This window comes from [Pseudopropionibacterium] massiliense, from assembly GCF_900607225.1.
Lineage (GTDB): Bacteria > Actinomycetota > Actinomycetes > Propionibacteriales > Propionibacteriaceae > Arachnia > Arachnia massiliensis.
In genome coordinates this window covers 1,549,675-1,573,360 of record NZ_LR027842.1, presented here as the reverse complement: position 1 = coordinate 1,573,360, position 23,686 = coordinate 1,549,675, and the positions used below count along the sequence as shown (strand labels likewise).

The following is a 23,686-nucleotide window of genomic DNA, read 5'->3' as shown; positions in this document are numbered from 1 at the left end:
GCCATGAGCAACGGAAAGGATGGTGAACCACCGCGGTTCCGGGGTTTGCCCGGCGGGCTAGGGTGGATCCGTGGCCCAGTACTACGACGTGCATCCTGAGAACCCGCAACCCCGCACCCTCAACCGGATGGTGCAGATCCTGGAGGACGGCGGGTTGATAGCCTATCCCACCGATTCCTGCTACGCACTTGGCTGCGCCCTTGGCAACAGCTCGGGAATCGAACGGATCAGGCGGATCCGGCAGCTGGGGGACAGGCATCACTTCACACTGGTGATCTCCGAGTTCGCCCAACTCGGTGCCTTCGTCGAGATGGACAACTGGGTTTTCCGTGCGGTCAAGGCCGCCACCCCCGGAGCGTACACCTTCATCCTGAAGGCCACCCGCGAGGTACCGAAGATGATGCAGCACCCGAAGAAACGCACGATCGGCGTGCGGATTCCCGATCACCGCACCACCCTCGCCCTGCTCGACGCTGTCGGTACGCCTTTGGTCAGTTCCACCCTACTGCTTCCGGATCATCCCGAGCCGCTCGTGGAGGGGTGGACCATCAAGGAGCTGCTGGACCACGAACTGGATGCGGTCCTAGATTCCGGTGACTGCGGGTTGACCCCGACGACCGTCGTGGATCTCAGCGGTGACGAACCGGAGGTCGTGCGGGTCGGGGCGGGCGATCCCGGCCCCTTCGAATGATCAGCGACTGAAAGTGACCCGGCCGCCGAGCATCGTCAGCAACACCTTTCCGGGCCCGGCGGTGAGCACCAGGTCGGCGGGCTGCCCGACACCGAGCGTGGTCCGGGTGCTGGCCCGCAGGGCGGCCAGGGGAGTGAGCGCCTGGTCCGCCCGGTAGGGGCGGTGACAGGCCGCCTCGATGGCCTTCCAGGGGTCGAGGGCGGCCACGGGCGCGTCGGAGCCGAAGGCCAGCCGTGCCCCCGCGCGCAGCAGGTCGAGCATCGGGTAGGTGTGTCCTTTCGCGCCGGGCCAGACCCGTTCGACCACCCCGAGGTCCTCCAGCTGGTGCGCGGGCTGGATGCTCGCAACCAGTTTCAACCGCGCGAATCGCGGCAGATCGGCGGGAGCGACGCACTGCACGTGTTCGACGGATCCACGCGTACCCGAGATCTCGAAGGCGTCCAGGACGTCGTGGCAGGCGGCGTCGCCGATGGCGTGAACCGCAGCCCGGAGCCGGGCCTCGCGGGCACGCCCCAGCAATGCGAGCAACTCGGAACGGGTGTAGTTGGGTTTGCCGTTCGGATACCCCGGCAGGGGATTCGGATAAGGCGCGATGCAGTGGGCGGTGCGGCTGCCCATCGAGCCGTCGGCGATGATCTTGAGTGGGCCGACCCTCAGGTTCTCGGCCAGTTCGTCGCCGGTTCCGGCTCCCATGGCGATCAGATCGTCGAGCCGCTCGGGGTAGGTGGCGGCCTCCACCCGCAGCCCGATGGACCGGGATGCCGCGCGCTGCTGCCAGGCCTCCACGGCCCAGCCGGAGGAAAAATCCACGATGCCCACGAGCCCCCGGGAGGCGGCTTCCAGCTCGGCCGCCTGCACGGCGTGTTCCACCAGGTCGAGATACCGCGACATGATGCGACGGATGCCTGCGAAGGCCTCCTCCTCCACGAGGAATCCCGTCGGATGCCCGGCCGCCCCGGCCTGTTCGAGGGCCGGGGTGTTGCACCAGAGGCTGTGGAGATCGCGGGACATCAACGCGACCGGGACGGTGGTGATCGCATCCAGGTCGGCTGCGGTCGGGGGAGTGGGCCACGTTGCCGAACGGAAGCCGTAGCCGACCAGCCTCGGCGGCCGGTGCCGCAGGTGATCCTCGACGGCCGCGAGAATCTCCGATTTCGTTGCCTTGTGGGAGAAGCGGTTGCACTGGCTGATCAGCGCCGCCAAGGAGAAATGGGTGTGGTTGTCCCACAGACCGGGCATGAGGTTCGCGCCGTCGGCGTCGAAGTCGCCGTCGCCGACACCCTGGGTGGGTTCAATGGCGGTGATCGTGCCGTTCGTCACGGTGACGTCCAGCGGCTCGCTGTACCTGCCGGTCCCGAGCCCCGGTATGGGCCGGGCCCGGGTGATACGAAAGCTCTCCACGAGCCGGAATTCTGCCACGGACGGTCCTTGGGTGGCGTGGTCCTAGACTTGGGCGGGTGACCAGCATTGCCGCCAACCTGCAGAAGATCGAACAGCAAATCGCAACCGCGGCCGCGAGCGCGGGACGCGACAGCAGCGAGATCCGGCTGCTCCCCGTCTCCAAGACCAAACCCCCGGAGGCCGTCCTCGAGGCCCACGCCGCCGGGTACCGGAGGTTCGGGGAGAACAAGGTGCAGGAGGCCCAGAACAAATGGGAGGCCCTGCGGGAGGTGGCCGACATCGAGTGGGCCGTGATCGGGCACCTGCAATCCAACAAGGCCAAGTACGTCGCCCGGTTCGCGACGGAGTTCCAGGCCCTCGACTCCCTGAAGGTCGCTTCGGAACTGGATCGCCGGCTGCAACAGGAAGGCCGCAGGCTCGAGGTCCTGGTGCAGGTGAACAGCTCAGACGAGGACCAGAAGTTCGGTCTGCCGCCGCAGGAGGTGGTGACCTTCGCCAAACAACTCGATGCCTTCGACGCACTGGATGTCCGGGGGCTGATGACCCTGGCGCTGTTCACCGACGACACTGAGCGCATCGCGCGGTGCTTCAAGGTGATGCGCCAGGTGCAGCAGGAACTGAGGGACGCCACCGGAAAGGGCTGGGACGAACTGTCCATGGGCATGTCCGGTGACTTCGAACTGGCAATCGAGTACGGGGCCACCTGCGTTCGTGTCGGCCAGGCCATCTTCGGCAATCGCCTGGACCCCAATGCCTACTGGCCTGGGGTCAAGTAAGAAATCGCATCATAAGGGGAATGTTACTGCGATCCCACTGGGTTTGAGGTGCCGCAGAAGCCGTGCGAGTAAGAGGTTGTCATTTCGCTGCCGAACCACTCGGGGAGTTTGGTTGGACCACACATCCTTTCCACCACATCCGTCCCGCGAGTTGCTCGGAAACGGAGAGAAATGGATCTGTAATTGTGGTCGAAGATATCCGAGAATCACTGTTCGCAGAGTCCGTCGCCCTCCGAAGCTTTTCAAGCCGCACGGCAATCATTTACGAATGAAGGCTATTCTTTGATGGGAAACGTGTGAAAATATATCGTTATCTTTGACGATTTTTCGCAGTCCTTGTTCTTGGTGAACTCGGTGTCGCCGTTTATGGTGATTTTCTCGACCGAGCCGTCGTGGGTGAGGATTCCCGTAACCAGATCCCTAATGGGGACAGTCTCGACGTTGGTGAACCCTGCGTCCTCCAGCTGTTTCACCACTTCTGAGTAGTTCCTTCCCTTCGCCTCGGATGAGGAGAAAGGAATGGGGCCCCAGTTACCGGGACGGGTGACGTAGTAAATGCCCGAACCCACCATCAGCACCAGCAGCAGGGCCACCAGGAGTCGCGTGAACCGGGCTGATCTCTCTCTTTCCTCTTCCCGCTCCTGGCGGGCTTCGGGAGAGTAGTAGAGATCATGCTTGGCCCGTATCTTTGCGGTCCGCATCTTAGAGACGGTGTCGCCGAAACGACTGAAAGCAGATGTTGCCGTGTGAAAGAATCGATCAGCCTGGCTGGCCTCATCATCTATGTACAGCTCGCTCCTGCAATACGCACATTTCACGTTGGGGGAATCTGGCTGAATCTTCACCGTGCAATGACAGCTGGGACATCTGACTTCTATCAGCTTCATCACTTCTCCTGCGCTAGCGCGTCCTCGTAAGTCCTGTCTGGCGAATTCCCTGACCATCTTCGAGGGCATCATAATTATTGCTCAAGAAGTTCTGTGATGCCAGCTCTTCGCAAACTGGATGTCCATTGTCGGAACGCGCTGCTGAAGCGACAAAACCTGCAACCCGTCGGTCGGTACCGCTCAAGAAGCGGAAGGGGTTGTGCCGACCTCGGCGAGCAGGTCTGTCAGCTGATCGAAGGTCAGGGTGTCCTCGAACATCAGCGGGAGTTTGCACACCGGCAGGTCCAGCAGGAAGAACTCCGATTCCTTCCCGAAGGAGGCCAGGAAGGGTTCCAACTTCCTCCACGCGGCGGGATGCCGTTTCCACTCGGTGACGGTTGACCACTCCGTCAGCGGCAGGAGTGGTGGGGGAGCGGGCAGGTCTGCCTCGAGGCTCAGCCTGATGTCCTCCGCGGATGCCCCGATCTCGACGCGGATCCGTCCCGGTTCCACGCTCCAGGAATGGGTTTTCACGTCCCAGAAGGACAGTTCACGGCGGGTCACCCGGATCTCGATGCGGGCGCTTTCCCCCGGAGCCAGTTCCAGGCGCCGGAAACCTCGTAGTTCCCGGGGAGGGCGGGCCACCGAGGAGACCGGATACCCGAGATAGAGCTGGGGGACCGCGACACCGCGCCGGCCACCGGTGTTGGTGACGGTGAACGAAGCGGTGAGAACCACCTCGCCCAAAGCCGTTTCGGGGGTGACCTCGGCCACCTCCGCCCGCAAATCGCTGAACTCGAAGGTGGTGTAGGCCAGGCCGTGTCCGAAGGGGTAACTCGGTCGGTTCCCGAGTTTCTGGAGCCCGCGGTATCCGACGAAAATCCCTTCCCCGTAACGCACCTCACCTGCTTCACCCGGGAAATTGAGTTGTGCGGGGTGCTGCTCCAGCCTCTCGGGAATGGTTTCCGCCAGCCTGCCGCTGGGGGAGTCCTCGCCGGTGACCAGCCGCGCCACGGCCTCACCCCCGCCCTGGCCTGGCAGCCACAGCTCCATGATCGCGTCTGCATCGTCCTGCCAGGAGGCGGTCTCGACGGCCGCGCCGTTGGAGAGCAGGACGATCACCCCGTCGGCCACTTGGCGCACTGCGCGCAGCAGGTCCACATGTTCGGCGGGCAGCGAGATGTGTTGCCGGTCGTATCCCTCCGACTCGTCCGCGGCGGGCAGGCCGAGGAACAGCAGGACCGTGCGGCCTGCGGCGGCCTCCTGCGCTCGCCTGAGCAGTTCTCCGGCGGGGAAGGCCGCCGCAGGGGAGTCGGGCAGCGGATACCCGGGCTCGAACGGCACACCGGGGTGCCTGCGTCGCAGGGCGTCGAGGGCATTGTCCAGGCGGGTCGGGTTCACCTGCGACGATCCGGCCCCCTGATATCTGGGGGTGCGGGCCATCTCCCCGATGACCACGACGTCACCGAGCCCGGGCAGGGGGAGGGCCGCCTCCTCGTTCTTCAGTAGCACGGCGCTTCGCGATGCGGCCTCGCGGGCCAGTTCGTGGTGGGCCCCGAGATCGAGGTGTTCCTCGGGTGTCTCCCGGTGGTGCCGGGAGATCAGCCGCAGCACGCGCGCGACGGCCCGGTTCAGGTCGGATTCGTCCAGGACGCCTGCCCGGACGGCCTCGGCGACGAGGCGGTCGTTCCAGCCGCGCGAGGACGGCATTTCCAGATCCAGCCCGGCGGCGACCCCTGCGGCCCGGTCGTGGACCGCGCCCCAGTCGGTCATCACCAGCCCGTCGAAACCCCACTCCTCGCGCAGCACCTCGGTCAGGAGCCAGTGGTTCTCGGACGAGTAGACATCGTTGATCCGGTTGTACGAGCACATCAACGTCGCCGGACGCGCCCGTTCGATTATTCGTTCGAATACGTTGAGGTAGATTTCCCTCAGGGTGCGTTCGTCGATCCGCGCGTTTATGCGCATTCGATCGGTTTCCTGGTTGTTGGCGGCGAAGTGCTTCACGGAGGTCCCGACCCCCTCGGACTGGATCCCCGCGACCAGGGCGGCGGCCAGTTCTCCCGCCAGCAGGGGGTCCTCCGAGAAGTACTCGACGTTCCGCCCGCACAGCGGGGAGCGCACGGACACCTCCCCGTGTCCCGTGCACGACCGCGACGTTCCGCCCGCACAGCGGGGAGCGTTTCAGGTTCACACCCGGACCCAGGATCACGCCGACGCCCTGCGCCTTCGCCTCCTCGGCCAGCGCCTGCCCGATCTCCGTGAGCAGCGCAGTGTCCCAGGTGGGCGCGAGCGCCGCGGCCGTGGGGAAACACGTGGCCGGCACCGATTCCTCCAGCCCCATCTCGTCGGCATCCTCGGCCTGCTTGCGCAGCCCGTGAGGACCATCGGAGACCATCAGGGCGGGAATCCCCAGGCGTTCAACTGGCTGGGTGTGCCAGAAATCGCCGCCGGACAGCAGCGAACACTTCTCCTCGAGGGTGAGCTGTGCGAGAAGCTCGGGAATCTGTTCCTCAGCGAACATCGCGACTCCAATCCAATCTCTACTGCGGCCCAGAATACGAGGGACCGCGGTTGAAGGGCGGAGGAGCGGCAGGTTCGTCGCGCCCGGGCCGGAGAGCCTTCTGACCATTCCTAGAATTACATAATGTTCCTTATCGGACATTCGATCGGGTGGGAGGACCGCGGGAAGAACCCCGTACCACACGCCCGCAAACCGGTTCCCGTCGCGCATTCGTCCCAATGACCGGGTCTCATACACTGTCGTGGTGATGGAACCCTACGAGCTCGAGCTGTTGCCGCTGGACACCCCGGACGACGATCCTCGCTGGGCCGCCTACCTGGATCTGTTCGCGATCGTCTTCCTCGAGGGTCGCGCATCCGATGACGGCCTGGCCGCTTTCCGCAGGCATCGGCGCGCCGATGGTGCGACCCTCGGCATGGTCACCGCCGAGGGATTCGGGCTCGCGGGACGCCAGGTGGTCGCCGGGCTGGCGTGGGCACCGATCCGGGTAAACGCCGGCGGGAACATCGTCCCGGTCATGGCCATCAACACCGTCGCGGTCCGTCCCACCCACCGCCGCCGTGGCCTGATGCGTCTGATGATGGACCACCATCTCCGGCGTGCCAGGGCCGAGGGTTTCGCGCTGGCCGCGTTGAGCGCCAGCGAGGCCACCATCTACGGCCGCTTCGGCTTCGGGGTCGCCAGCCGGTGCGTCGCGTGGGAGATCGACACCCGGCGTTTCGCCATCCGCCCGGATGTGGCGGTTGCCCCGGGTTCGCTGGAGCTCGCCAATCCCCCGCTCGACGAGAACATATTCGAACACCTGTCCTCCGCCCACCAGCTGGCCCACCGCGGTGCGTTCAGTCCCCTGGGAATGCATCTCGCCAGGCCGGACGGCACCTGGGACTTCGACGAACAGGGACCGTCCAGGAAACTGCGGTACCTGATCCACTTCGATGCCTCCGGTGCCCCGGACGGATTCGCGGAGTTCAAACACGGTGGTTTCGAGAGCAAGCAGAGCGAATCCCCCACACCCACCGCGGTCCTGTCGGTGTGCTCCCCCGGCCCCGAGATCGACCGTGCCCTGTGGCAGGGCCTGGCCAGTTTCGACCTGGTCGAGAAACTCATCTACGAGGCAGCCCCGGACGATCCCCTGCCGGACTCGCTCACCGATCCCTGGGCCGTCAAACGGACCGCCATCCGCGACGGCGTCTGGCTGCGGATCCTGGACCTGGAGAGGGCGGTTGCGGATCGCGGTTTCGAGTCGGACGGCCACGTGGTCATCAAGGTTGAGGATCCCATGGGATTCTGCGAGGGGACGTGGCGCATCACGGTGAGAAACGGCCGGGGGGAGGCCACGAGAACCTCCCTCTCCCCCGCCGTTGAGCTCGGCGTGGACAGCTTGGCGCGGCTCTGGTTCGGCGATGTGACGGCCGCACAACTGGCCCGTTCCGGCATCGTCCACGGCTCCCCGGGTTCCGTCCAGGAGCTCTCCCGGCTGTTCGCGACCGCTTTTGGTCCCGTCAACCTGAACGACTTCTGATCACGACAGGCTCAGGAAAAGCTTTTCCAGCTTCTGGGTGTCGATGGACTCCCCCGTCGGGTCGTCCAACAGGCAGGTGCGCATGCCGTGGGCGATGATCGAATAACCGGCCCGGTCGATGGCCTTGGAGACCGCAGCGATCTGGGTTATCACGTCTTCGCACTCCCGGCCGGCCTCGAGCATACGAATCACGGCGTTGAGCTGTCCGCTGGCGCGTTTCAGGCGGAGAACCGACGGCCTCACCGCATCGGGATCCAGCTGCGTCACCGGTCCGCTTCCCTGGGGCAGGTGCAGCGTTTCTCCGGAGGCACATCCCGCAGCGCCTCTTCTATGTGCTGGCCGCATCCGGCCCAGGTGGTCTTGTGGCAACGCGGGCAGGAAACGGGACGGCACACGAGGGACTCCAATCACTGTTTGTCAAAGCCGATTGCGTGCCCCAGAGTACCGTCCCGCCCGTGTTCCTCCGAGCCGTGGAGCTCAGAGGTTGATCATGTGCCCGCCGATGCCGTGGGCGGCCTCCTTGATGGCCTCGGAGAGCGTCGGGTGGGCGTGAACGGCGTGCGCGATCTCGTCGGCCGTCAGTTCATACTTCTGGGCCAGGATGAGCTCCGGAAGCAGTTCCGTGACATCGGGGCCGATCATGTGGGCACCCAGCAGCTCGTTGTAGCGGGCATCGGCGACGAGCTTGACGAAACCGACCCCCTCCCCCAGGCCCCAAGCCTTGCCGTTGGCAGCGAAGGGGAACTTCGAGACCCTGACCTCGTGTCCCCTGTCCCTGGCCTGCTGCTCGGTGTAGCCGAAGGATGCGATCTGCGGCTGGCAGTAGGTCGCCCGCGGGATCATGTCGTAGTCGACGGGATGGGTCTCGACCCCGGCGATGGTCTCGGCGGCCACCATGCCCTGGGCCTCGGCCACGTGGGCGAGCATCATCTTCGCCGTGCAGTCGCCGATGGCGTGGACCCCCGGGACGTTGGTGCGGAGGTGGTCGTCGACGGCGATGGCGCCGCGTTCGGTCAGGTCGACCCCGGTGTTCTCCAGCCCGTAACCCTCGGTGCGCGGGGCGAACCCGACCGCCGAGAGGAAACGATCCGCCTCCAGGACCTGGGATGCGCCTCCCTCGGCGGGGCTGACGGTGACGCGTACCCCGCTTCCCGTGTCCTCGATGGATTCCACCTTGGTGGCGGTCAGCACCTTGATGCCCAGTTTCTTGTACGCCTTGGTGATCTCGGCGGAGATCTCCGCGTCCTCGTTGGGAACCATCCGGTCGAAGAACTCGACGATGGTCACGTCGACTCCGTAGCTGCGCAGGACGTAGGCGAACTCGGTTCCGATGGCCCCGGAACCGCCGATGATGATCGAGTTCGGGAGCCTGTCCGCCAGGATCTGCTCCTCGTAGGTGACCACGTTGGCCGAGACCCTGGTTCCGGGAAGCATCTTCGTGGTCGATCCGGCCGCGATGATGACGTTGTTGAAGGTCACCCGGGTGGTGGTGCCGTTGTTGTCGGCGACATCGATGGTGTGGGCGTCGACGAAGGTGCCCCAGCCGTTGAACTCCTTGATCTTGTTCTTCTTCATCAGGAAGTGGATGCCCTTGGTCATCCGTTCCGAGACCTGGCGGCTGCGGGAGAAGGCCTTGCCGTAGTCGACGGTGATCTCACCCTGGATGCCGAAGGTGGCGGCCTCGTGGGTGACGATGTGGGCCAGCTCTGCGTTGCGAAGCAACGATTTGGTCGGGATGCAGCCGACGTTCAGGCACACGCCTCCCCAGTAGCGTTTCTCGATGATGCAGGTCTTCAGGCCGAGCTGGGCGGCACGGATGGCGGCAACGTAGCCACCGGGACCGGCGCCGAGCACGCAGACGTCGTATTCGTGGGTCATGGGGCCCACTCTAGTGCTCCCGCCGCCTCACGCCTGACGACAGGTGTTATCTCAGATATGAGTTAGTATGACGCCATGACCGCCACCAGCCAGTCCCTGGGAATCATGATCAGGGAGGCGCGCAAGGCCCGTCAATGGTCCCAGCAGCGCCTCGCCGACGAGATCAACTCCTCACAGTCCGCCGTTCACCGAATAGAGATGGGCCAGCAGAACGTCTCTCTCAACATGATCGAGAGGCTGGCATCGGCACTCGAGATGCCCTTGATACTTGCGGCCACCGAGGGCACCGTCAATTTCGAGATCACCGGACCGACGAAGCTCGAGGGTGAGATCGAGGTCCGTTCCTCCAAGAACGCGGCCGTCGCGCTGCTCTGCGCCTCGATGCTGAACCGGGGCCGCACGGTGCTGCGCGGGATCGCCAGCATCGAGGAGGTGGACCGAATCTGCGACGTCCTCCAGTCCATCGGGGTTACTGTCACCCCGACCAATGGAGGTCAGGATCTCGAACTGACCCGCCCGGAGAAGCTCACCCCTGAGACCATCGACCAGCGCGCTGCCCGGCGCACGCGTTCCATCCTGATGTTCCTCGGCCCCCTGATGCACGAGTTCGATTCCTTCGAGCTCCCCTACGCCGGTGGATGCGACCTCGGGGCCCGGACCGTGCATCCACACATGTCCGCGCTGAAACGTCTCGGTCTGTCCGTGGAGGCGCACGACAGCCAGTACCACGCCACCGTGCAGCGCGACGGTGCGCCCGAGCACCACATCACCCTGGTGGAGCGTGGGGACACGGTGACCGAGAACGCGATCATGGCCGCCGCCCGTACCCCGGGGATGACCGTGATCCGCAACGCTTCCGGGAACTACATGGTGCAGGACCTGTGTTTCTTCCTCCGCGAACTGGGGGTCGGTGTGGAGGGCATCGGGACCACCACTCTGCGAATTCAGGGTGTCGAGGAGATCAACAAGGACGTCGAGTACCACATCTCGGAGGACCCTATCGAGGCGATGAGTCTCATCACCGCCGGCATCGTCACCGGATCGGAGCTGACGGTCAAGCGTTGCCCCATTGAGTTCCTGGAGGTGGAATTCGCCGTCCTGGAGGAGATGGGCCAGCGAATGGTGCTGAGCAGCGAGTATCCCTCGGGCAACAGCCACACCCGCTTGGTGGACGTCACCGTGAAACCTTCCGAGTTGAGAGCTCCCCTGGACAAGATCCATCCGATGCCGTTCCCAGGGTTGAACATCGACAACCTTCCCTTCTTCGCCCTGATCTGCGCAACGGCCGAGGGGCAGTCGATCATCTACGACTGGGTCTACGACAACCGCGCGGTGCATCTGAAAAAGCTCTGCGATCTCGGGGCGAACGTCACCGTCATGGATGCTCACAAGCTGATGATCATCGGCCCCACGAAATGGCGTGGGCGTGACATCGAGTGCCCGCCGGCGCTGCGACCCTCGGTGTGTCTGTTCCTGGCGGCCCTCGCGGCCCGCGGCACCACCATCCTGCGGGATGTCTACGTGATCAACCGGGGCTACGAGGACCTGCCGAGGCGCTTCAACCAGCTCGGGGCCCAGATCAACACCTTCTGGGGTGACGCGCCAAGCTGATCCGGTGCGTTTCAGCCTATGCGGTGGGCGGTGAACCTGTTGACCGGATTCACCACCTGCTCCTGGGCCGCCACGAGCTGCAGCTCGGCCTCACCGCTGATCGCGGTCTGTTCCAGTATTGAGTAGACCACCGAGGCGGTCACCCCGAGGGATTCGCCGATGTCCCGGGTGCGCAACCAATGTGCGAGGAACATGGCGGCGGTGAGGTCGCCCGAGCCGGTGAAGCCGCGATCCAGCATCGGGGTTTCCACCAACCAGGCCTGGTCCGCATTGACTGCCAGCATCCGCAGCAGGCCGTCCGGTGCGTCGGAAGCCACGACCGAGGTCACGACGACGATCCCGGGGCCGCGGTCCCGGAGTTCGCCTGCCGCGTTGACGACCTCGTCGAGAGTGTTCGTTTCGTGTCCCACCAGGTACTGCAGCTCGAAGAGGTTCGGTGTCATGATGTCCGCTGCCGTCACGACACGGTCGCGGAAGAACTCCGGGATGCCCGGGCGGGCGTAAAACCCCCGCCCGACGTCACCCATGACGGGGTCGGCGAGGAAAATCGCATCCGGATTGCGTGATTTCACCAGGGCAGCGGCGTCCAGCACGACCTGTCCCACGTCGGCCGAGCCGAGGTAGCCCGCGAGCACGGCATCAACACCGGCGAGCGCTCCCCGTTCGTCTATTCCCGTGACCACGTCGGCCACGTCGGAGGCCGCGATCATGGGGCCGCGCCAGCTCCCGTACCCGGTGTGGTTGGAGAAGGTGACGGTGTAGACGGGGTATACGTTCACGCCGGCCCGCTGAAGCGGAAAGGTGGCGGACGAGTTCCCCGCATGGCCGTAGGAGACGGCCGACTGGATGGATAGGACATTGTGCATGTGGGCAAGTCTCCCACTTCAGTGACACAAACACCTCGATACTAGGCATAATGGTTTCCATGTGTGCGGGTTTCCTCGAACCGGAGTTCATCGCGATGGCACATCGCGGTGGGGCCCTGCTCACCGCCAACCTCGGCATCGAGAACACCTTGGCGGCCTTCGCCAACGCGGTCGCTCTGGGGTACGAATACCTGGAAACCGATGTTCATGCCACCCTCGATGGTCATCTGGTGGCCTTCCACGATCCGGATCTTGCGCGGGTCACCGACGTTGAAGGGCATATTGCGCAGCTGCCGTTCACCGCTGTGCGTGAGGTTCGTGTCGGTGACCGCGAACCGATCCCAACGGTGGAAGAGCTGTTCGAGACCTTCCCCGAGGCGCGCTTCAACTTTGACCTCAAGGCTCCCGGCGCTGTCGAACCCCTCGCGAGAATCGTCCGCCGCTTCCATGCGGAACAACGGGTGTGTGTCGGATCCTTCTCACAGCGTAGGATTCACAGGTTCCGGAAGTTGATGCCCGAGGTCGCAACAGCAGTTGGCCCGCTGGGTGTGGTCGCGATGGCCATGGGAAACATTCGTGCCTGTCGTCCGGGAGGTCCGGGTGTGTTCCAGATCCCCGTCTCCCACGAGGTGGCCGGGGTGAAGGTCAGGTTGTTGACCAGGGCTCGTGTCAAGGCAATCCATCGCGCCGGCTACAGGGTGCACGTCTGGACCATCGATGTGCGCGACGACATGCACACGCTTATTGACTGGGGGGTCGACGGCATAGTGACGGACCGGCCGGATCTTCTCCGTGAGGTGCTGCAGGCCCGTGGGATGTGGGCCAGCACCCTTGGAACATGACAGATGTCTGGGACGTTCAACTCCAAGTAGGGAGGTAGAGAAACATGGCGGATCGAGCGCTTCGTGGTGTCGGGCTGGGCGCCAAGAGCTTCGAGGACGAGCAGGGGATCGAGTTTGCCGAACGCAGCCAAGTGGGTTTCGACTGCCCCAAGGGGCACCATTTCGAGGTCACCTTCGCCATTGAGGCGGAGCTGCCCTTCGAATGGGAGTGCAAACGGTGTGGGCAGATGGCGAAACGTTCTGACGGAGCAACGGGAGAGGCCAAGGAGGCGAAACCTCCTCGAACGCACTGGGACATGTTGCGTGAGCGACGCAGCATCCCTGAACTCGAGGACATCCTGGCAGAGCAGCTGGACAAGCTCAGGGGCTCGGCGGGCTGATCCTCGGGATCATCGTGTCGGTGGGTGAGGTTTCCTGAACCACTTCCCCCTCGATCACCACGGGCTGTTCGGAGGAGTGGCCAATGGCTCTTCCGAACAGCTTCCCCAGCGTGCAGCGAATCAAGTGGCGGCTTGCCGGGATCAGCAGCAGCAACCCGATGATGTCGGAGATGAAGCCCGGTACGATGAGCAGGAGGCCGCCGATCATCACGAGTACCGCGTCAGCGGTTCGTCCCGGTGGCAGGGAACCCCTGCCCAAGGACTCGAGCAACGCGCCCCAGGTGCGGCGTCCCTCCCGCTGAAGCAGCCAGCAGCCGAGCAGGGTGGTGAAGATCATCAGGGCGACGGTCCACCATCCGAGGGCGTTGGTGACCATGACCAGGATGATGACCTCGGCAGCCAGACAGACGAGCAGGGGCGCGAGGACCAGCAACAGACCCACCGCTCCCCGGAACCGGATACGTCGTTCAGCCACGGCGCCTCCCGAAAAGTTTTCTCAACTGCTGCCAACGGTGCCGAAGTCCCATCCTCGTGGTCGAGACGATGGCTTCCCTGACCACGGTACCGCCCATCTTGGAATCACCGAACTCGCGTTCCACGAACTCGATGGGAACCTCCGCGATGCGCAGCCCGGCCCGGTGGGCGTGCCACGTCAGGTCGCGCTGGATCCCGTAGCCCCGGCGGTCGATGGGCAGGTCGATGATCCTGGCAAGGGCGTCGGCGCGGAAGGCGTTGAACCCACCCGTGATGTCCCGGTACGGCATCCCGAGCATCAACCGGATGTACAGGGAACCCCCACGTGAGAGGAACTTGCGCGTCCAGGGCCAGTTCACCACGGAACCGCCCTTGACCCAGCGGGACCCCTTGACCATGTCTGCGTGCTCCAGGGCGGCCAGCAGACCGGGCAGCTGCTCCGGTTGATGAGAGCCATCGGCATCGTGCTCCACCAGCACGCCATATCCCCCTTCAAGGCCCCAGCGGAATCCCGCCAGGTAGGCCGCTCCCAGGCCTTCCTTGCCCCTGCGGTGCAGCACGTGCACGTGATCGTCCCGCTCGACCATCGCATCGACCAGTTCGCCCGTGCCGTCCGGCGAGTTGTCATCCACGACGAGCACATGGGTCTCCGGTACGCTGCGTCGCAACCGGGAGACGATGCTCTCGATGTTCTGGGCCTCGTTGAACGTTGGAATGATGACGAGCACATCGCCGGCGTGTGCGGCCTCAGTCATTGCTTCTCCTGTTCGTCCGAGGTTGCGGGCATCCATCAAGAGTAGCGGCCCGACGAGTGTCGCGGGTTGTTCGAAACCCGAATCCGGTGGCCAACAGACAACCGAGTACGTGGGTCGGACCCAGTATCGGAGCCAGGTGCACGGCCAAGGTGATGTTGTTCCTCGCGGGAAGGGTGTAGAAGCGGTGCGCCGCGGTGTATTCCCGAGTGGGTTCGTGCACTCCACCCCTGGCGTCGATGAATCCCGAGTATCCGTTGAGGGTGCTGGCGACGAATTCCCGTCCGAGTTCCGCTGCCCGGACCCGATTCATGTGCATCTGTTGCTGCGGTTCGATGGTTCCCGAGAAATTGTGGGTGGTGCTCTGGGCGACCATGATTTCAGCCCCGTTGGCGACGGTGTCGTAGACGGTTTGGTCGTAAGCCAGTTCATAACAGATCACCGTGCCCACCTTCAGGTCCGGGTCGGCGGGGGTGGGTACCGTCACAACGCCCGGATCGGTGCCCGGTATCGACTGGTACCCAGCACGTTTCACATCCGGGAACAGGGGCTCCAGAACGTCTCGGTAGGGCACGAACTCCCCGAAGGGAGCGAGATTGCGTTTGTGATAATGATCCACGATCTCTTTTTCCGGAACCCAGATCAGCGTGGTGGTGCGCCGGGTCCGGGGCTCGGGGCCCGCAGTGATCGCCCCCAGATCCAGGGGCACCTGAGCCAGCTCGACAGCGGCGTTCACCTGCGCTCTCGTGGTCGGGTTGAGCATTGGGTCGGTGTCGGTGGAGTTCTCCGCCCAGACAATCATGTCCAGGGTACGGCCATGGGCCCGCGCGTCGGCCAGCAGAAAGATGGTCTCGCTCAAGTGGTGGGGGGTCGCACCGGTGGCGGAGATGTAGCCGCCGTGCAGTCCCAGTTGTGCATTGCCCTGGACCATGCCGACCGAGATGCCTTCACCTCCACGGTCCGTTGGGAGCAGGAGCATTCCTCCGCCGATGATGAATACACCGGGAACGGAGAGCAGCGGGACCAGCCGGCGTGGCTGAACGATCACCGCCAGGCAACAGCATCCCACCATTGCCACCAGCCATGTCGCCCCTGCGGTTCCGACCCACGGGAGCCAGCCCGCCAAAGGATGGTCAATGGCCGTGTACCCGAGTCGCAGCCAAGGAAATCCCCCGAACGGAATTCGTCCGGCAGCGTACTCCGTCGCCCCCCAGGAAAATGGAACCAAGAAGCACCAACCGGGCAACCGGGTGATGAAAGAGGAAAACGCTCCGATCAACCCCACCCAGATGGCCATCACCGCGACCAGCACCCAGACCACCGGCCCTGCCTGGGCCCCCACCCACCAGATGGTGACACCATACAGAACGCAGCCCGCGGTCATACCGAGACCGAATCCCGCCCAAGGACCGCGGCTCGCCACCAACCATGTCAGGAGCCCCACTCCGATGATCGTGAGCGGCCACATGCCCCACGGCGCGAATCCCAGGGCAAGGCCCAGTCCGGCGAACAGGGCGAGAAGAAGAGACAGCGGCCAGGTGATCCTGGCGCGGGAGAGTGCCTGCACCGGATCATCTCCTGCCGTGGAGCAGGTAGACCGCGGAACTTGCAATCAGATTGGCGCCCCATCGCCCCGTCCTCAGGGGACGGCCGCCTTCGCCAAGGGGAATGCAACGCTCCACCTCGAGGCCGAGCCGGGTGAACAGCGGGGACAGATCCTTCAGCGATGTGAAGTGCAGGTTCGGGCTGTCGTACCAGCTGTACGGCAGATCCTTGGTGACGGGCATGCGCCCGGTCAGCAAGCGCAGTCGGTTGCGCCAGTGCACGAAGTTCGGCATCGAGACCACACCGCGCCCCGCGATTCTCGCCATCTCCTTCAGTACGTCGGCCGGTTGCCGGAGGTTCTGAAGGGTTCGGGAAAGCACGACCACGTCGTAGGAACCGTCCCCGAACTGGTCCAGCTGGCTGTTGATGTCCAGATCGATGACGTTCACACCGTTCCGCAGGGCCTCGAGGAAAGGCCTCGGCTCTATCTCGACCCCGGTTCCATGGCAGCCGCGTTCCTCCAGCAAGCGCAGGAGCTCCCCGTCGCCGCATCCGAGATCGAGCACCCGGGAACGTTCCGGTATGAGCCTGGCGATCAGTCTCAGATCGGCGCGAGTCATCGCTCCTCCTCCCTCGCGGCCCGGTCCAGGAAGGCTCGCAGAACGGCGTGGTAGTCCGGCAGGTCCAGTAGGAACGAATCGTGTCCCCACGGAGAGTGAAGCTCGCGGAATGACGTCGGCAGACCGGCTCCTTCCAGATGCTGGACGATCCTTCGGGAATGATCGGTGTCGAATCGCCAGTCGCTGTCGAAACTCATCAGGAGGAACTTCACGGGATCGGCGATGAGCTTGGTCATGGCGTCATCGGAGGCGAACGGGTCGAAGTAGTCCATGACCCGGGTCAGATACAGGTAGCTGAGCGCGTCGAAACGCTCCAGGAAGGCCTCCCCCTGGTGCTCCAGGTAGCTTTCAACGGCGAAGTCGATCCCGAAACCGGGATCCAGTTTTCCCGACTGGGCCGACCGACCGAACTTCGCGCTGAACGCATCCTCCGACAGGTAGGTGATGTGAGCCAGCATCCGGGCCACCGACAGCCCCTTCGCGGGCATCGTGCCCTCGCTGAGGAAACGTCCCTCCCGGAAGGCCGAGTCCCTCATGATGGCTTGCCTGCCCACGGCGGAAAAGGCGATGTTCTGCGCCGTCAACCGCGACGACGCAGCGATGATGATCGCGTTGTCGCAGTCCTGCGGATGGGACAACGTCCACTGCAGGACCTGCATCCCCCCCAACGAACCCCCGAGCAGGACGGCCCAGTGATCGATTCCCAGGTGCTGGCCCAGGCGGCGGTGCACCGTCACGAAATCCGACATCGCCAGCAGTGGGAAATCCAGGCCGTACGGCTCGCCCGTTGCAGGATTGATCGATGAAGGTCCCGTCGTGCCGCGGCATCCGCCGAGGATGTTCGCGCACACCACGAACCAGCGGTTCGTGTCAACCGTCTTACCAGGACCGATGAGGTTGTCCCACCAGCCGGGCTTCCTGTCACCTGCCCTGAAACCTGCGGCGTGGGCGTCACCGGTCAGGGCGTGACACACGAAGATGGCATTCGAACCCCGCGGGTTCAGCTTCCCGTAGGTCTCGTAGGCGACATCGACAGGCGCCAGCTCGGCGCCACTGGCGAGCACCAATGGCGCTTCGGTTGTGAATAGCCGTGTGGTGGTCGAGACCGTGTTGAGGTTTCCGGTCACGTTCAGGGGCGGTTCCGGACGCATTGGGTGATGAGGATTCCTGCGCACATCATGTCTCGCTCCTCAGGTCGTTGGGTTCGGTTCTCGGGTCAAGTCTGGCATCTGTCCGGACGGTCGCGCGGGCAAGCACGTTCGAGGCCACCGAACTCACGATCAGCAGGGCCATCACGGTCACGGCGGTCTTCGCCCACAGCATCAGGTCGAAACCATCGGTGGCGGTCCAGCCGAGGGCGGCCGCCACCAGGATCAGAGGTAGCCCCAGCGCGGTCGCCGGCCCGAGCGCGTTGATACGTGAGACGGCGTCCCCGGCCCTGAACTGCGCCACCGCGACCGACAGCACCAGCACGGCACCCAGTACCGCCAACACGGAAGCCAGGATTTCAAGCACCGTCATCTCCTCCCTCTGGTCATGATTCTTGCCAGCGCGATGGTGGCCAGGATCCCCAGGATCGAGGCCAGCAGAGCGGCGTCCACCGAGACGCTGGAATGGTGCAACATCCCGAACAGGGCGAGAATTCCGATGCAGGAGAAGAAGACCAGATCTCCCACCACGGCCCGCGTCGCGGAGTCAGGGGCTGTCATCACCCGCAACAGGCCCAGGAGAACGGAGACGGCGAGCACCCCGATCGCTGCCCAGATCGCGAGACTCATTTTTCCCCCTTCGGCATTCCGTGGCGTCGCAACGCATGGAGCAGGTGCCATTCCAACTCTGCCAGACCACCGATGACGGAGGCCCGCTCCGAGTCGAACAGCGAATGAACGAACACCGAGGGCCCCCGGGTCTCGTCACCGGGACAGACGCCGAGCACCAGGGTTCCCGGCGTGATCGTGATGGCGGACGCGAACATCGCGATCTCGAAGTCGGTGGTGGCGCGCATCGGGTACTCCACGATGGCGGGCCCGGCCATCGGCCTGGGACGCCACGCCGCCACCGCGACGTTCCACGACCCGATGACGATCTGGGTGGTCAGGTACCACCACCACGAGAACAGTCTCAGAACCTGCATCATTCGCTCACCGCATCCACAGAGGCCACGTAGGCGGAGACGTCGATCAAACCGTGGGCGGCCGATTCGAACAGCGGCCACACCCAGCCGACACCGAGGAATAGCAGCACGGAGATCCCGATCAGCAGGGTCGATGGCCACAACATCCGCCAGGACACCTTCGCGTCATCGGCTATCGGGGTCGGCGCGCCGCGTGCGGTGGTGGGATCGTCGGGTAGGTAACTCCTCATGGGCGCTCCCCAGAATGCCTCACGCCACAGGCGTTGCAGGGCCATCAGGGATGCGACGGAGGCCAGGGCGACACACCCCATGAGAAGCCAACTCGTAACCGGATCGGCCTGGGCGGACGCCCCCAGCAATCCGACCTTCCCCCACAGCCCCGAGGTCGGTGGCAGCCCGACCAAGGACGCCAACCCGAGGGCGAAAGTGGCCGCGAGCCACGGATCGCGGCGCATCAGTCCGGAGAGCCGGTCGAATCGTCCCGAACCGTAGACGTTCTCGACGGCCCCTGAGGCCAGTACCAGACCCGCCATGGTGATCATGTGATGGACCATGTAGAACAAACCGGCCGCCACGGAGAATTCGGTCAGCACCACCAGGCCGATCAGGATCTGCCCGACGCCCGTGACCATTTGGAAGGCGAGCGACCCGCGGATCCGGGATTCCCCGAAGGTCGAGAAAGCGCCGACGACGATCGTCGCCACCACCACGGCCGTCAGCACCGGAAGCCAGGGAGCCGGTCCGCCGAAGATGGTGGCATAGATCCGGTAAGCGGCGTAGATGCCCACCTTCGTGTGGATCCCGGCGAACAGGGACATGATCCCGGCGGAGGTCGCGGGATAGGCGCGGGGCAGCCAGCCGTGGACGGGAACCACGCCTCCCTTGACCAACAGCGCGAACAGGATGAGCGAGGTGGCCAGCGAGACCTGGGGATCCCCGCCCCTGCCGGCCAGAGCCGCCAGGTTCACCGATCCGATGGCCCCGTAGAGCAGGCCTACACCCATCACGAGGATGGTGGACGTGACTATGTTCACGATCACGAACATCCGTCCGATGCCGAGTCTTCGCCAGGACCCGGTCACCGCGATCAGCGCGTAGGAGGGCAGGAGCATCACTTCCACCCACACGAAGAGGTTGAACAGGTCACCGGTCAGGAGCGCCCCGTTGACGCCCGTGTTGAGCAGCAGGATCAAGGGGACCACGAAACGGTAGCGGTCCTCCTTGGTCAGCATCAGGAAGATGCCGGAGATCATGGTCAGGAAGGCGGTGACCACCAGCAGCAGGGCGCTCAGGGTGTCGGAGACGAAGACGATGCCCATCTTCTGCTTGTAGGAGCCGATGGAGTGTGCCAGGGCGGGGGTGCCACGGTGGAACACCAGGAGCGCCACCCCCCCGAGGAGCGTCGCCGACGACACCAGCAGCAGTGTCATGCGCTGCACGACGGGACCCCGCAACAGCACAGTGACCCCCGCCGACAGGAGCGGGACGGCGACGAACAGGGGCAGGATGGCGGAGTTCATGCGCGGTGGGTCTCCCCCGTCTCGGGATGGCGCAGCATGTTGTCGTTGCGCCCGATGACGGCCATCGCGAGCATCAGGATGCTCGTGGCCAGGGTGATCACGATCGCGGTCAGCACGAAGGCCTGCGGGAGCGGATCCGCCACCGTGACCGTGCTGGTGCCGTCGGTGATGGGTTCCGTCCGCCAGCCCGGCACACCCGTGGTGAGCAGGACGAAGTTGACGGCGTGGCTCAGGAGCCCGAGCCCGAACACGGCGCGCACCATGGAGCGCTGGAGCAGGAGATACACCCCACCGGTGACCAGAACGAAGATCGTGGCTATCAGGATCATTTCCTGGTCTCCTCCGGGCGAGTGCCCTCGGTGATGAAACGGCTCCGGATCGCGGGGCGCCGGGGACGTTCCCCCCGCACGGTCTCCAGCGGCCCCGGGAGTTCGCCCTCCAGCAACTCGTCGATGCGTTCGCGGGTACCCTCGCCCCCGGCCCGGGTTCCCCTGGTGGCGCCCAGCACGTTGAATGAGACGAGGATCAGCCCCAGGACCGCCAGGTACACGCCGGCGTCGAAGATCATCGACGTGGTCAGGTGGGTTCCCAGGATCTCCCCGTGGATCGGTTGCAGGAAGGAACCGGTCAGGAACAGGTCGAGGAAACCGGTGGCGACCGCCAGCATGACCCCTCCCCCGACCAGGAACAGGGGCAACCGGGGCGGGCCGACGGAGCGGTCCTTGGAGGTCGAGAGGTAGATCAGCCCCACCAGGGAGGAGGCCACCAGGGCCGCATTGAAGCCCCCGCCCGGGCTGTTGTGCCCACGCCAGAACAGGATGGCGGAGATCACCACGAGCAGCGGGGTCATGAAACGAAGCATCACCTGCAGGCTGACCGCGTTGGGCCACGCCTCCATGATCGCGCGGTGCGCACGCGAACGCGGGTCCTGGTTTATCTGCAGCGCCGCCACCGGGATCAGGTAGGGATCCTCGCCCGGCGGGTCGATGTAGCGGTCCCTCACCGTCGAGAGCAGGGCCAGGATGGCGACCGCCGTCATGGCGAGCACGCTCAGCTCGCCCAGGGTGTCGAATCCGCGGAACTCCACGAGGATCACGTTCACGACGTTGTCCCCCGAGGCCAGTTCCTTCGTGCGCTCGAGGAACTCCTTGGCCAGATCCGACTTGTCGCGCCGCGCGGTCAGGGCCCAGGTGAGGGCCGCGACCCCTCCGCCAACCAGCGCGGAGGCGGCCAGGGTCAGCAGGTTCCGGCCTCGGCGGCGTACCGGGAACCGGACCGGGAGCCGCTGCAGCACCAGCATGATCACGATGATGTTCAGGCTCTCCACCAGCAGCTGGGTGAGGGCCACGTCGGGGGCGCCGAGGGCCAGGATCTGTACCGTCGCGAGGATTCCCACCGCCGACAACGACAACACCGCTGCGATGCGCACCCGAGAAATGCAGACCCCGATGGTGGCCGCGGTGATGAGAACGAACACGACGACGTCGATCGATTTGGTCAGTCCCGGTTGCTGATCCTGGAGGCCGGTGAGGTGGGCCGCCCCGCTTCCCGCGAGGCCGAGCACGCCGAGCGAGCCCAGGATCGGGACGATGTGCCGGGTCGCGGTGTCCGAGGCGACGGTGCGGGCCTGCAAGGCGCCGAAACGGCGAGTCCACTCCGAGATGTGCCACATGGCCTTGGAACCGTTGAGCGGGAACCGGTGCTGCAGCACCCAGTCGACCAAGGCCTTGCGCCGCCATGCGATGGCGCCACCGAGGAACAGGATGCACGCTGTTGCGTACAGCTCCGGGCCGGGTCCGTGCCACAGGGCCAGGTGGATCCCGGGTGCAGTCCCACCGAGGGCCGCCCCGGTGGCCAGCGCCACCGGGCCGGACAGTTCCCCGAGCCATGCGACCAGGGGAACGGAAACCAGGATCGGTAACGCCGCGCTTCCCGCGAGCAACGGGTCGTGCATGTGCACGGAACGGTCCTCGTCCGTGCCGTCGAAGAAGATCCCGAGCAGGACCCGGGAGCAGTAGACGAAGGTGAGCACGGAACCCAGGGCAGCTACCAGGAAAGCCGTCCAACCGGTCCACGACGCCTCGGGAGCCCCCAGCAGCGAGGCCAGGATCGCATCCTTCGAGACGAAACCCAGCATCGGGGGAATACCGGCCATCGACGCGCATCCCAGGGTCATCACCACGAAGCTGAAAGGCATCCGCTTGTACAGCCCGGGCGGGAAACGACGAAGATCACGGGTGTCGGTGGCGTGATCGATGACACCCACCATCATGAACAACCCGGATTTGAACAGGGCGTGCGCGATGGTGTGCAGCACCGCCGCCGCAATGCCGGCCTCGGTGCCCAACCCGATGCTCGCGGTCAGCAACCCCAGCTGACTGACCGTGGAATAGGCCATCAGTTTCTTGGCGTCTGTCTGTTCCAACGCGAAGTAACCACCCACGCAGGTGGTGATCAACCCGACCGTCACCAGAAGACCGTTCCAGATCGCATTCCCGTGGAGGACGGGGCTGAAACGCAGTAGCAGGAAGATGCCGGCCTTGACGACCGCTGCGGCATGAAGGTAGGCGCTGACAGGGGTGATCGCGGCCATGGCGTCCGGGAGCCACACGTGGAACGGGAACTGGGCCGCTTTCGTGAATCCGGCCAGGGCCACCAGGACGGCTATCAGCGTGGTGAAACCGGGGTCGGAGGCCCACACCCCGTGGGAGAACACCTCTGACAGCGAGGTGGTGCCGGTGCGCCACCAGATGGCGGCGATCGCGAGCAGGAGCAGGACGCCGCCGACAAATGTGATGAGGAGGGTGCGCATCGAGGCGCCTTCGCCCGCATTACCGGCGGATGCGATCAACAGGAAGGACGCCAAGGAGGTCAGCTCCCAGCAGATGAACAGCAGCACCAGGTCATCGGCAAGCACGAGCGCCTGCATCGAGAGGGTGAAGGCCGTCATCACCTGGTGGAAGGCATAGTTCCTGCCGACCGCGAGGTAGCGCGTCGAGTAAATGAACACGACCGCGCCGATCAGCAACGCGATGAAACTGAAGACGAGCCCCAGACCATCCGCGGCGAAGGCCAGCCGGATGCCGAGGGCGGGCAACCAGTCCACGGCCCAGGCCGGCCGTTCCCCTGCCGCCACGGCGCCGGCGGCAGGGGCCTGGAACGCAGCGGCAGCAACGTAGAGTGCCGACAAGGGCCACCCTGCGTTTCGCCCCAGGAAACGGACGAACAGCGGGGTGGTGACGAAGGCCAGTACGAGAAGGGCGACAGGAACGATGACAGGCATG

General features: G+C 64.9%; 23 protein-coding genes. 6 read left to right on the top strand and 17 right to left on the bottom strand.

The window, feature by feature from the left end; genetic code table 11:
- Positions 1–70 precede the first annotated feature (70 nt).
- On the top strand, positions 71–691 hold the full coding sequence (locus E0E39_RS06950) for an L-threonylcarbamoyladenylate synthase (protein WP_130874088.1): 621 nt from the start codon (positions 71–73) through the stop codon (positions 689–691).
- Here the strand turns inward: E0E39_RS06950 and E0E39_RS06945 are convergent, their stop codons facing one another.
- Positions 692–2,110: an amidohydrolase gene (locus E0E39_RS06945; protein ID WP_130874087.1), complete on the bottom strand. Its 1,419-nt coding sequence runs from the start codon at positions 2,108–2,110 to the stop codon at positions 692–694.
- Positions 2,111–2,148: 38 nt separating this feature from the next.
- Here E0E39_RS06945 and E0E39_RS06940 point away from each other — a divergent pair, with 38 nt between their 5' ends.
- The gene (locus E0E39_RS06940) at positions 2,149–2,868 is read left to right on the top strand and encodes a YggS family pyridoxal phosphate-dependent enzyme (protein WP_130874086.1); all 720 of its coding nucleotides are present in this window, start codon (positions 2,149–2,151) and stop codon (positions 2,866–2,868) included.
- 275 nt (positions 2,869–3,143) lie between these two features.
- On the opposite strand, the gene E0E39_RS06935 is transcribed toward E0E39_RS06940, so the two are convergent.
- Both E0E39_RS06935 and E0E39_RS16585 read right to left on the bottom strand, forming a co-directional pair.
- Positions 3,144–3,755 carry a hypothetical protein gene (locus E0E39_RS06935; protein ID WP_130874085.1) on the bottom strand — a complete coding sequence of 204 codons (612 nt, stop codon included), beginning with the start codon at positions 3,753–3,755 and terminating at the stop codon, positions 3,144–3,146.
- A gap of 180 nt (positions 3,756–3,935) precedes the next feature.
- Entirely contained in the window at positions 3,936–5,858 is a 1,923-nt protein-coding gene (locus tag E0E39_RS16585) for a glycoside hydrolase family 3 C-terminal domain-containing protein (protein ID WP_281275579.1), read from the bottom strand.
- Between the two features lie 647 nt (positions 5,859–6,505).
- Here E0E39_RS16585 and E0E39_RS06925 point away from each other — a divergent pair.
- Positions 6,506–7,780: a GNAT family N-acetyltransferase gene (locus E0E39_RS06925; RefSeq protein WP_245988426.1), complete on the top strand. Its 1,275-nt coding sequence runs from the start codon at positions 6,506–6,508 to the stop codon at positions 7,778–7,780.
- Here E0E39_RS06925 and E0E39_RS06920 read toward each other — a convergent pair whose 3' ends face one another.
- Both E0E39_RS06920 and lpdA read right to left on the bottom strand, forming a co-directional pair.
- The gene (locus E0E39_RS06920; protein WP_014846603.1) at positions 7,781–8,047 is read right to left on the bottom strand and encodes a metal-sensitive transcriptional regulator; all 267 of its coding nucleotides are present in this window, start codon (positions 8,045–8,047) and stop codon (positions 7,781–7,783) included.
- A 210-nt stretch (positions 8,048–8,257) separates the two neighbouring features.
- Positions 8,258–9,658, bottom strand: a complete 1,401-nt coding sequence (lpdA, locus tag E0E39_RS06915) for a dihydrolipoyl dehydrogenase (RefSeq protein WP_130874083.1) — start codon at positions 9,656–9,658, stop codon at positions 8,258–8,260.
- Between the two features lie 75 nt (positions 9,659–9,733).
- Between lpdA and E0E39_RS06910 the strand changes: the two genes are divergently transcribed.
- The gene (locus E0E39_RS06910) at positions 9,734–11,269 is read left to right on the top strand and encodes a helix-turn-helix domain-containing protein (RefSeq protein WP_130874082.1); all 1,536 of its coding nucleotides are present in this window, start codon (positions 9,734–9,736) and stop codon (positions 11,267–11,269) included.
- A gap of 11 nt (positions 11,270–11,280) precedes the next feature.
- Here the strand turns inward: E0E39_RS06910 and pdxY are convergent, their stop codons facing one another.
- A complete protein-coding gene (gene pdxY / locus E0E39_RS06905) occupies positions 11,281–12,135 on the bottom strand; it encodes a pyridoxal kinase PdxY (protein WP_130874081.1) in 855 nt (284 codons plus the stop codon).
- A gap of 59 nt (positions 12,136–12,194) precedes the next feature.
- Between pdxY and E0E39_RS06900 the strand changes: the two genes are divergently transcribed.
- Together E0E39_RS06900 and E0E39_RS06895 are read left to right on the top strand one after the other, a co-directional pair.
- Positions 12,195–12,977, top strand: coding sequence for a glycerophosphodiester phosphodiesterase family protein (locus E0E39_RS06900; protein ID WP_245988225.1), 783 nt, complete (start codon positions 12,195–12,197; stop codon positions 12,975–12,977).
- Between the two features lie 44 nt (positions 12,978–13,021).
- A complete protein-coding gene (locus E0E39_RS06895; protein ID WP_130874079.1) occupies positions 13,022–13,357 on the top strand; it encodes an RNA polymerase-binding protein RbpA in 336 nt (111 codons plus the stop codon).
- Here E0E39_RS06895 and E0E39_RS06890 read toward each other — a convergent pair.
- From E0E39_RS06890 to E0E39_RS06840, 11 genes are read right to left on the bottom strand one after another with little or no spacing between them, the layout of a single operon-like run.
- The gene (locus tag E0E39_RS06890; RefSeq protein WP_130874078.1) at positions 13,338–13,832 is read right to left on the bottom strand and encodes an FxsA family protein; all 495 of its coding nucleotides are present in this window, start codon (positions 13,830–13,832) and stop codon (positions 13,338–13,340) included. The two genes, E0E39_RS06895 and E0E39_RS06890, sit on opposite strands and share 20 nt — an antisense overlap.
- On the bottom strand, positions 13,825–14,586 hold the full coding sequence (locus tag E0E39_RS06885) for a polyprenol monophosphomannose synthase (RefSeq protein ID WP_130874077.1): 762 nt from the start codon (positions 14,584–14,586) through the stop codon (positions 13,825–13,827). The genes E0E39_RS06890 and E0E39_RS06885 overlap by 8 nt, the downstream gene beginning before the upstream one ends.
- A complete protein-coding gene (gene lnt, locus E0E39_RS06880) occupies positions 14,579–16,150 on the bottom strand; it encodes an apolipoprotein N-acyltransferase (RefSeq protein WP_130874076.1) in 1,572 nt (523 codons plus the stop codon). Before lnt ends, E0E39_RS06885 begins: the two co-directional genes overlap by 8 nt.
- 4 nt (positions 16,151–16,154) lie before the next feature.
- Positions 16,155–16,748 (bottom strand): methionine biosynthesis protein MetW, encoded by a 594-nt coding sequence (metW, locus tag E0E39_RS06875; RefSeq protein WP_130874075.1) that lies wholly within the window; start codon positions 16,746–16,748, stop codon positions 16,155–16,157.
- The gene (metX, locus tag E0E39_RS06870; RefSeq protein WP_130874074.1) at positions 16,745–17,899 is read right to left on the bottom strand and encodes a homoserine O-acetyltransferase MetX; all 1,155 of its coding nucleotides are present in this window, start codon (positions 17,897–17,899) and stop codon (positions 16,745–16,747) included. Before metX ends, metW begins: the two co-directional genes overlap by 4 nt.
- Before the next feature lie 25 nt (positions 17,900–17,924).
- On the bottom strand, positions 17,925–18,269 hold the full coding sequence (locus E0E39_RS06865) for a cation:proton antiporter (protein WP_245988224.1): 345 nt from the start codon (positions 18,267–18,269) through the stop codon (positions 17,925–17,927).
- On the bottom strand, positions 18,266–18,526 hold the full coding sequence (locus E0E39_RS06860) for a monovalent cation/H+ antiporter complex subunit F (RefSeq protein WP_130874072.1): 261 nt from the start codon (positions 18,524–18,526) through the stop codon (positions 18,266–18,268). Before E0E39_RS06860 ends, E0E39_RS06865 begins: the two co-directional genes overlap by 4 nt.
- The gene (locus E0E39_RS06855) at positions 18,523–18,885 is read right to left on the bottom strand and encodes a Na+/H+ antiporter subunit E (protein ID WP_130874071.1); all 363 of its coding nucleotides are present in this window, start codon (positions 18,883–18,885) and stop codon (positions 18,523–18,525) included. The genes E0E39_RS06860 and E0E39_RS06855 overlap by 4 nt, the downstream gene beginning before the upstream one ends.
- Positions 18,882–20,402 (bottom strand): monovalent cation/H+ antiporter subunit D family protein, encoded by a 1,521-nt coding sequence (locus E0E39_RS06850; protein WP_130874070.1) that lies wholly within the window; start codon positions 20,400–20,402, stop codon positions 18,882–18,884. The genes E0E39_RS06855 and E0E39_RS06850 overlap by 4 nt, the downstream gene beginning before the upstream one ends.
- Positions 20,399–20,731 (bottom strand): sodium:proton antiporter, encoded by a 333-nt coding sequence (locus E0E39_RS06845; protein ID WP_014846618.1) that lies wholly within the window; start codon positions 20,729–20,731, stop codon positions 20,399–20,401. Before E0E39_RS06845 ends, E0E39_RS06850 begins: the two co-directional genes overlap by 4 nt.
- The gene (locus tag E0E39_RS06840; protein WP_130874069.1) at positions 20,728–23,685 is read right to left on the bottom strand and encodes a DUF4040 family protein; all 2,958 of its coding nucleotides are present in this window, start codon (positions 23,683–23,685) and stop codon (positions 20,728–20,730) included. Before E0E39_RS06840 ends, E0E39_RS06845 begins: the two co-directional genes overlap by 4 nt.
- Position 23,686 lies beyond the last annotated feature (1 nt).

Excerpts from the sequence above, each read along its gene's own strand:
- E0E39_RS06935 (WP_130874085.1), bottom strand. The coding sequence starts at position 3,755 with ATGAAGCTGATAGAAGTCAGATGTCCCAGCTGTCATTGCACGGTGAAG.
- lpdA (WP_130874083.1), bottom strand. The coding sequence starts at position 9,658 with ATGACCCACGAATACGACGTCTGCGTGCTCGGCGCCGGTCCCGGTGGC.
- E0E39_RS06840 (WP_130874069.1), bottom strand. The coding sequence starts at position 23,685 with ATGCCTGTCATCGTTCCTGTCGCCCTTCTCGTACTGGCCTTCGTCACC.
- E0E39_RS06885 (WP_130874077.1), bottom strand. The coding sequence starts at position 14,586 with ATGACTGAGGCCGCACACGCCGGCGATGTGCTCGTCATCATTCCAACG.
- E0E39_RS06865 (WP_245988224.1), bottom strand. The coding sequence starts at position 18,269 with ATGACGGTGCTTGAAATCCTGGCTTCCGTGTTGGCGGTACTGGGTGCC.
- E0E39_RS06910 (WP_130874082.1), top strand. The coding sequence starts at position 9,734 with ATGACCGCCACCAGCCAGTCCCTGGGAATCATGATCAGGGAGGCGCGC.
- E0E39_RS06895 (WP_130874079.1), top strand. The coding sequence starts at position 13,022 with ATGGCGGATCGAGCGCTTCGTGGTGTCGGGCTGGGCGCCAAGAGCTTC.
- E0E39_RS06855 (WP_130874071.1), bottom strand. The coding sequence starts at position 18,885 with ATGATGCAGGTTCTGAGACTGTTCTCGTGGTGGTGGTACCTGACCACC.
- E0E39_RS06850 (WP_130874070.1), bottom strand. The coding sequence starts at position 20,402 with ATGAACTCCGCCATCCTGCCCCTGTTCGTCGCCGTCCCGCTCCTGTCG.
- metX (WP_130874074.1), bottom strand. The coding sequence starts at position 17,899 with ATGCGTCCGGAACCGCCCCTGAACGTGACCGGAAACCTCAACACGGTC.
- E0E39_RS06860 (WP_130874072.1), bottom strand. The coding sequence starts at position 18,526 with ATGAGTCTCGCGATCTGGGCAGCGATCGGGGTGCTCGCCGTCTCCGTT.
- E0E39_RS06845 (WP_014846618.1), bottom strand. The coding sequence starts at position 20,731 with ATGATCCTGATAGCCACGATCTTCGTTCTGGTCACCGGTGGGGTGTAT.
- E0E39_RS06925 (WP_245988426.1), top strand. The coding sequence starts at position 6,506 with ATGGAACCCTACGAGCTCGAGCTGTTGCCGCTGGACACCCCGGACGAC.
- E0E39_RS06900 (WP_245988225.1), top strand. The coding sequence starts at position 12,195 with ATGTGTGCGGGTTTCCTCGAACCGGAGTTCATCGCGATGGCACATCGC.
- metW (WP_130874075.1), bottom strand. The coding sequence starts at position 16,748 with ATGACTCGCGCCGATCTGAGACTGATCGCCAGGCTCATACCGGAACGT.
- pdxY (WP_130874081.1), bottom strand. The coding sequence starts at position 12,135 with ATGCACAATGTCCTATCCATCCAGTCGGCCGTCTCCTACGGCCATGCG.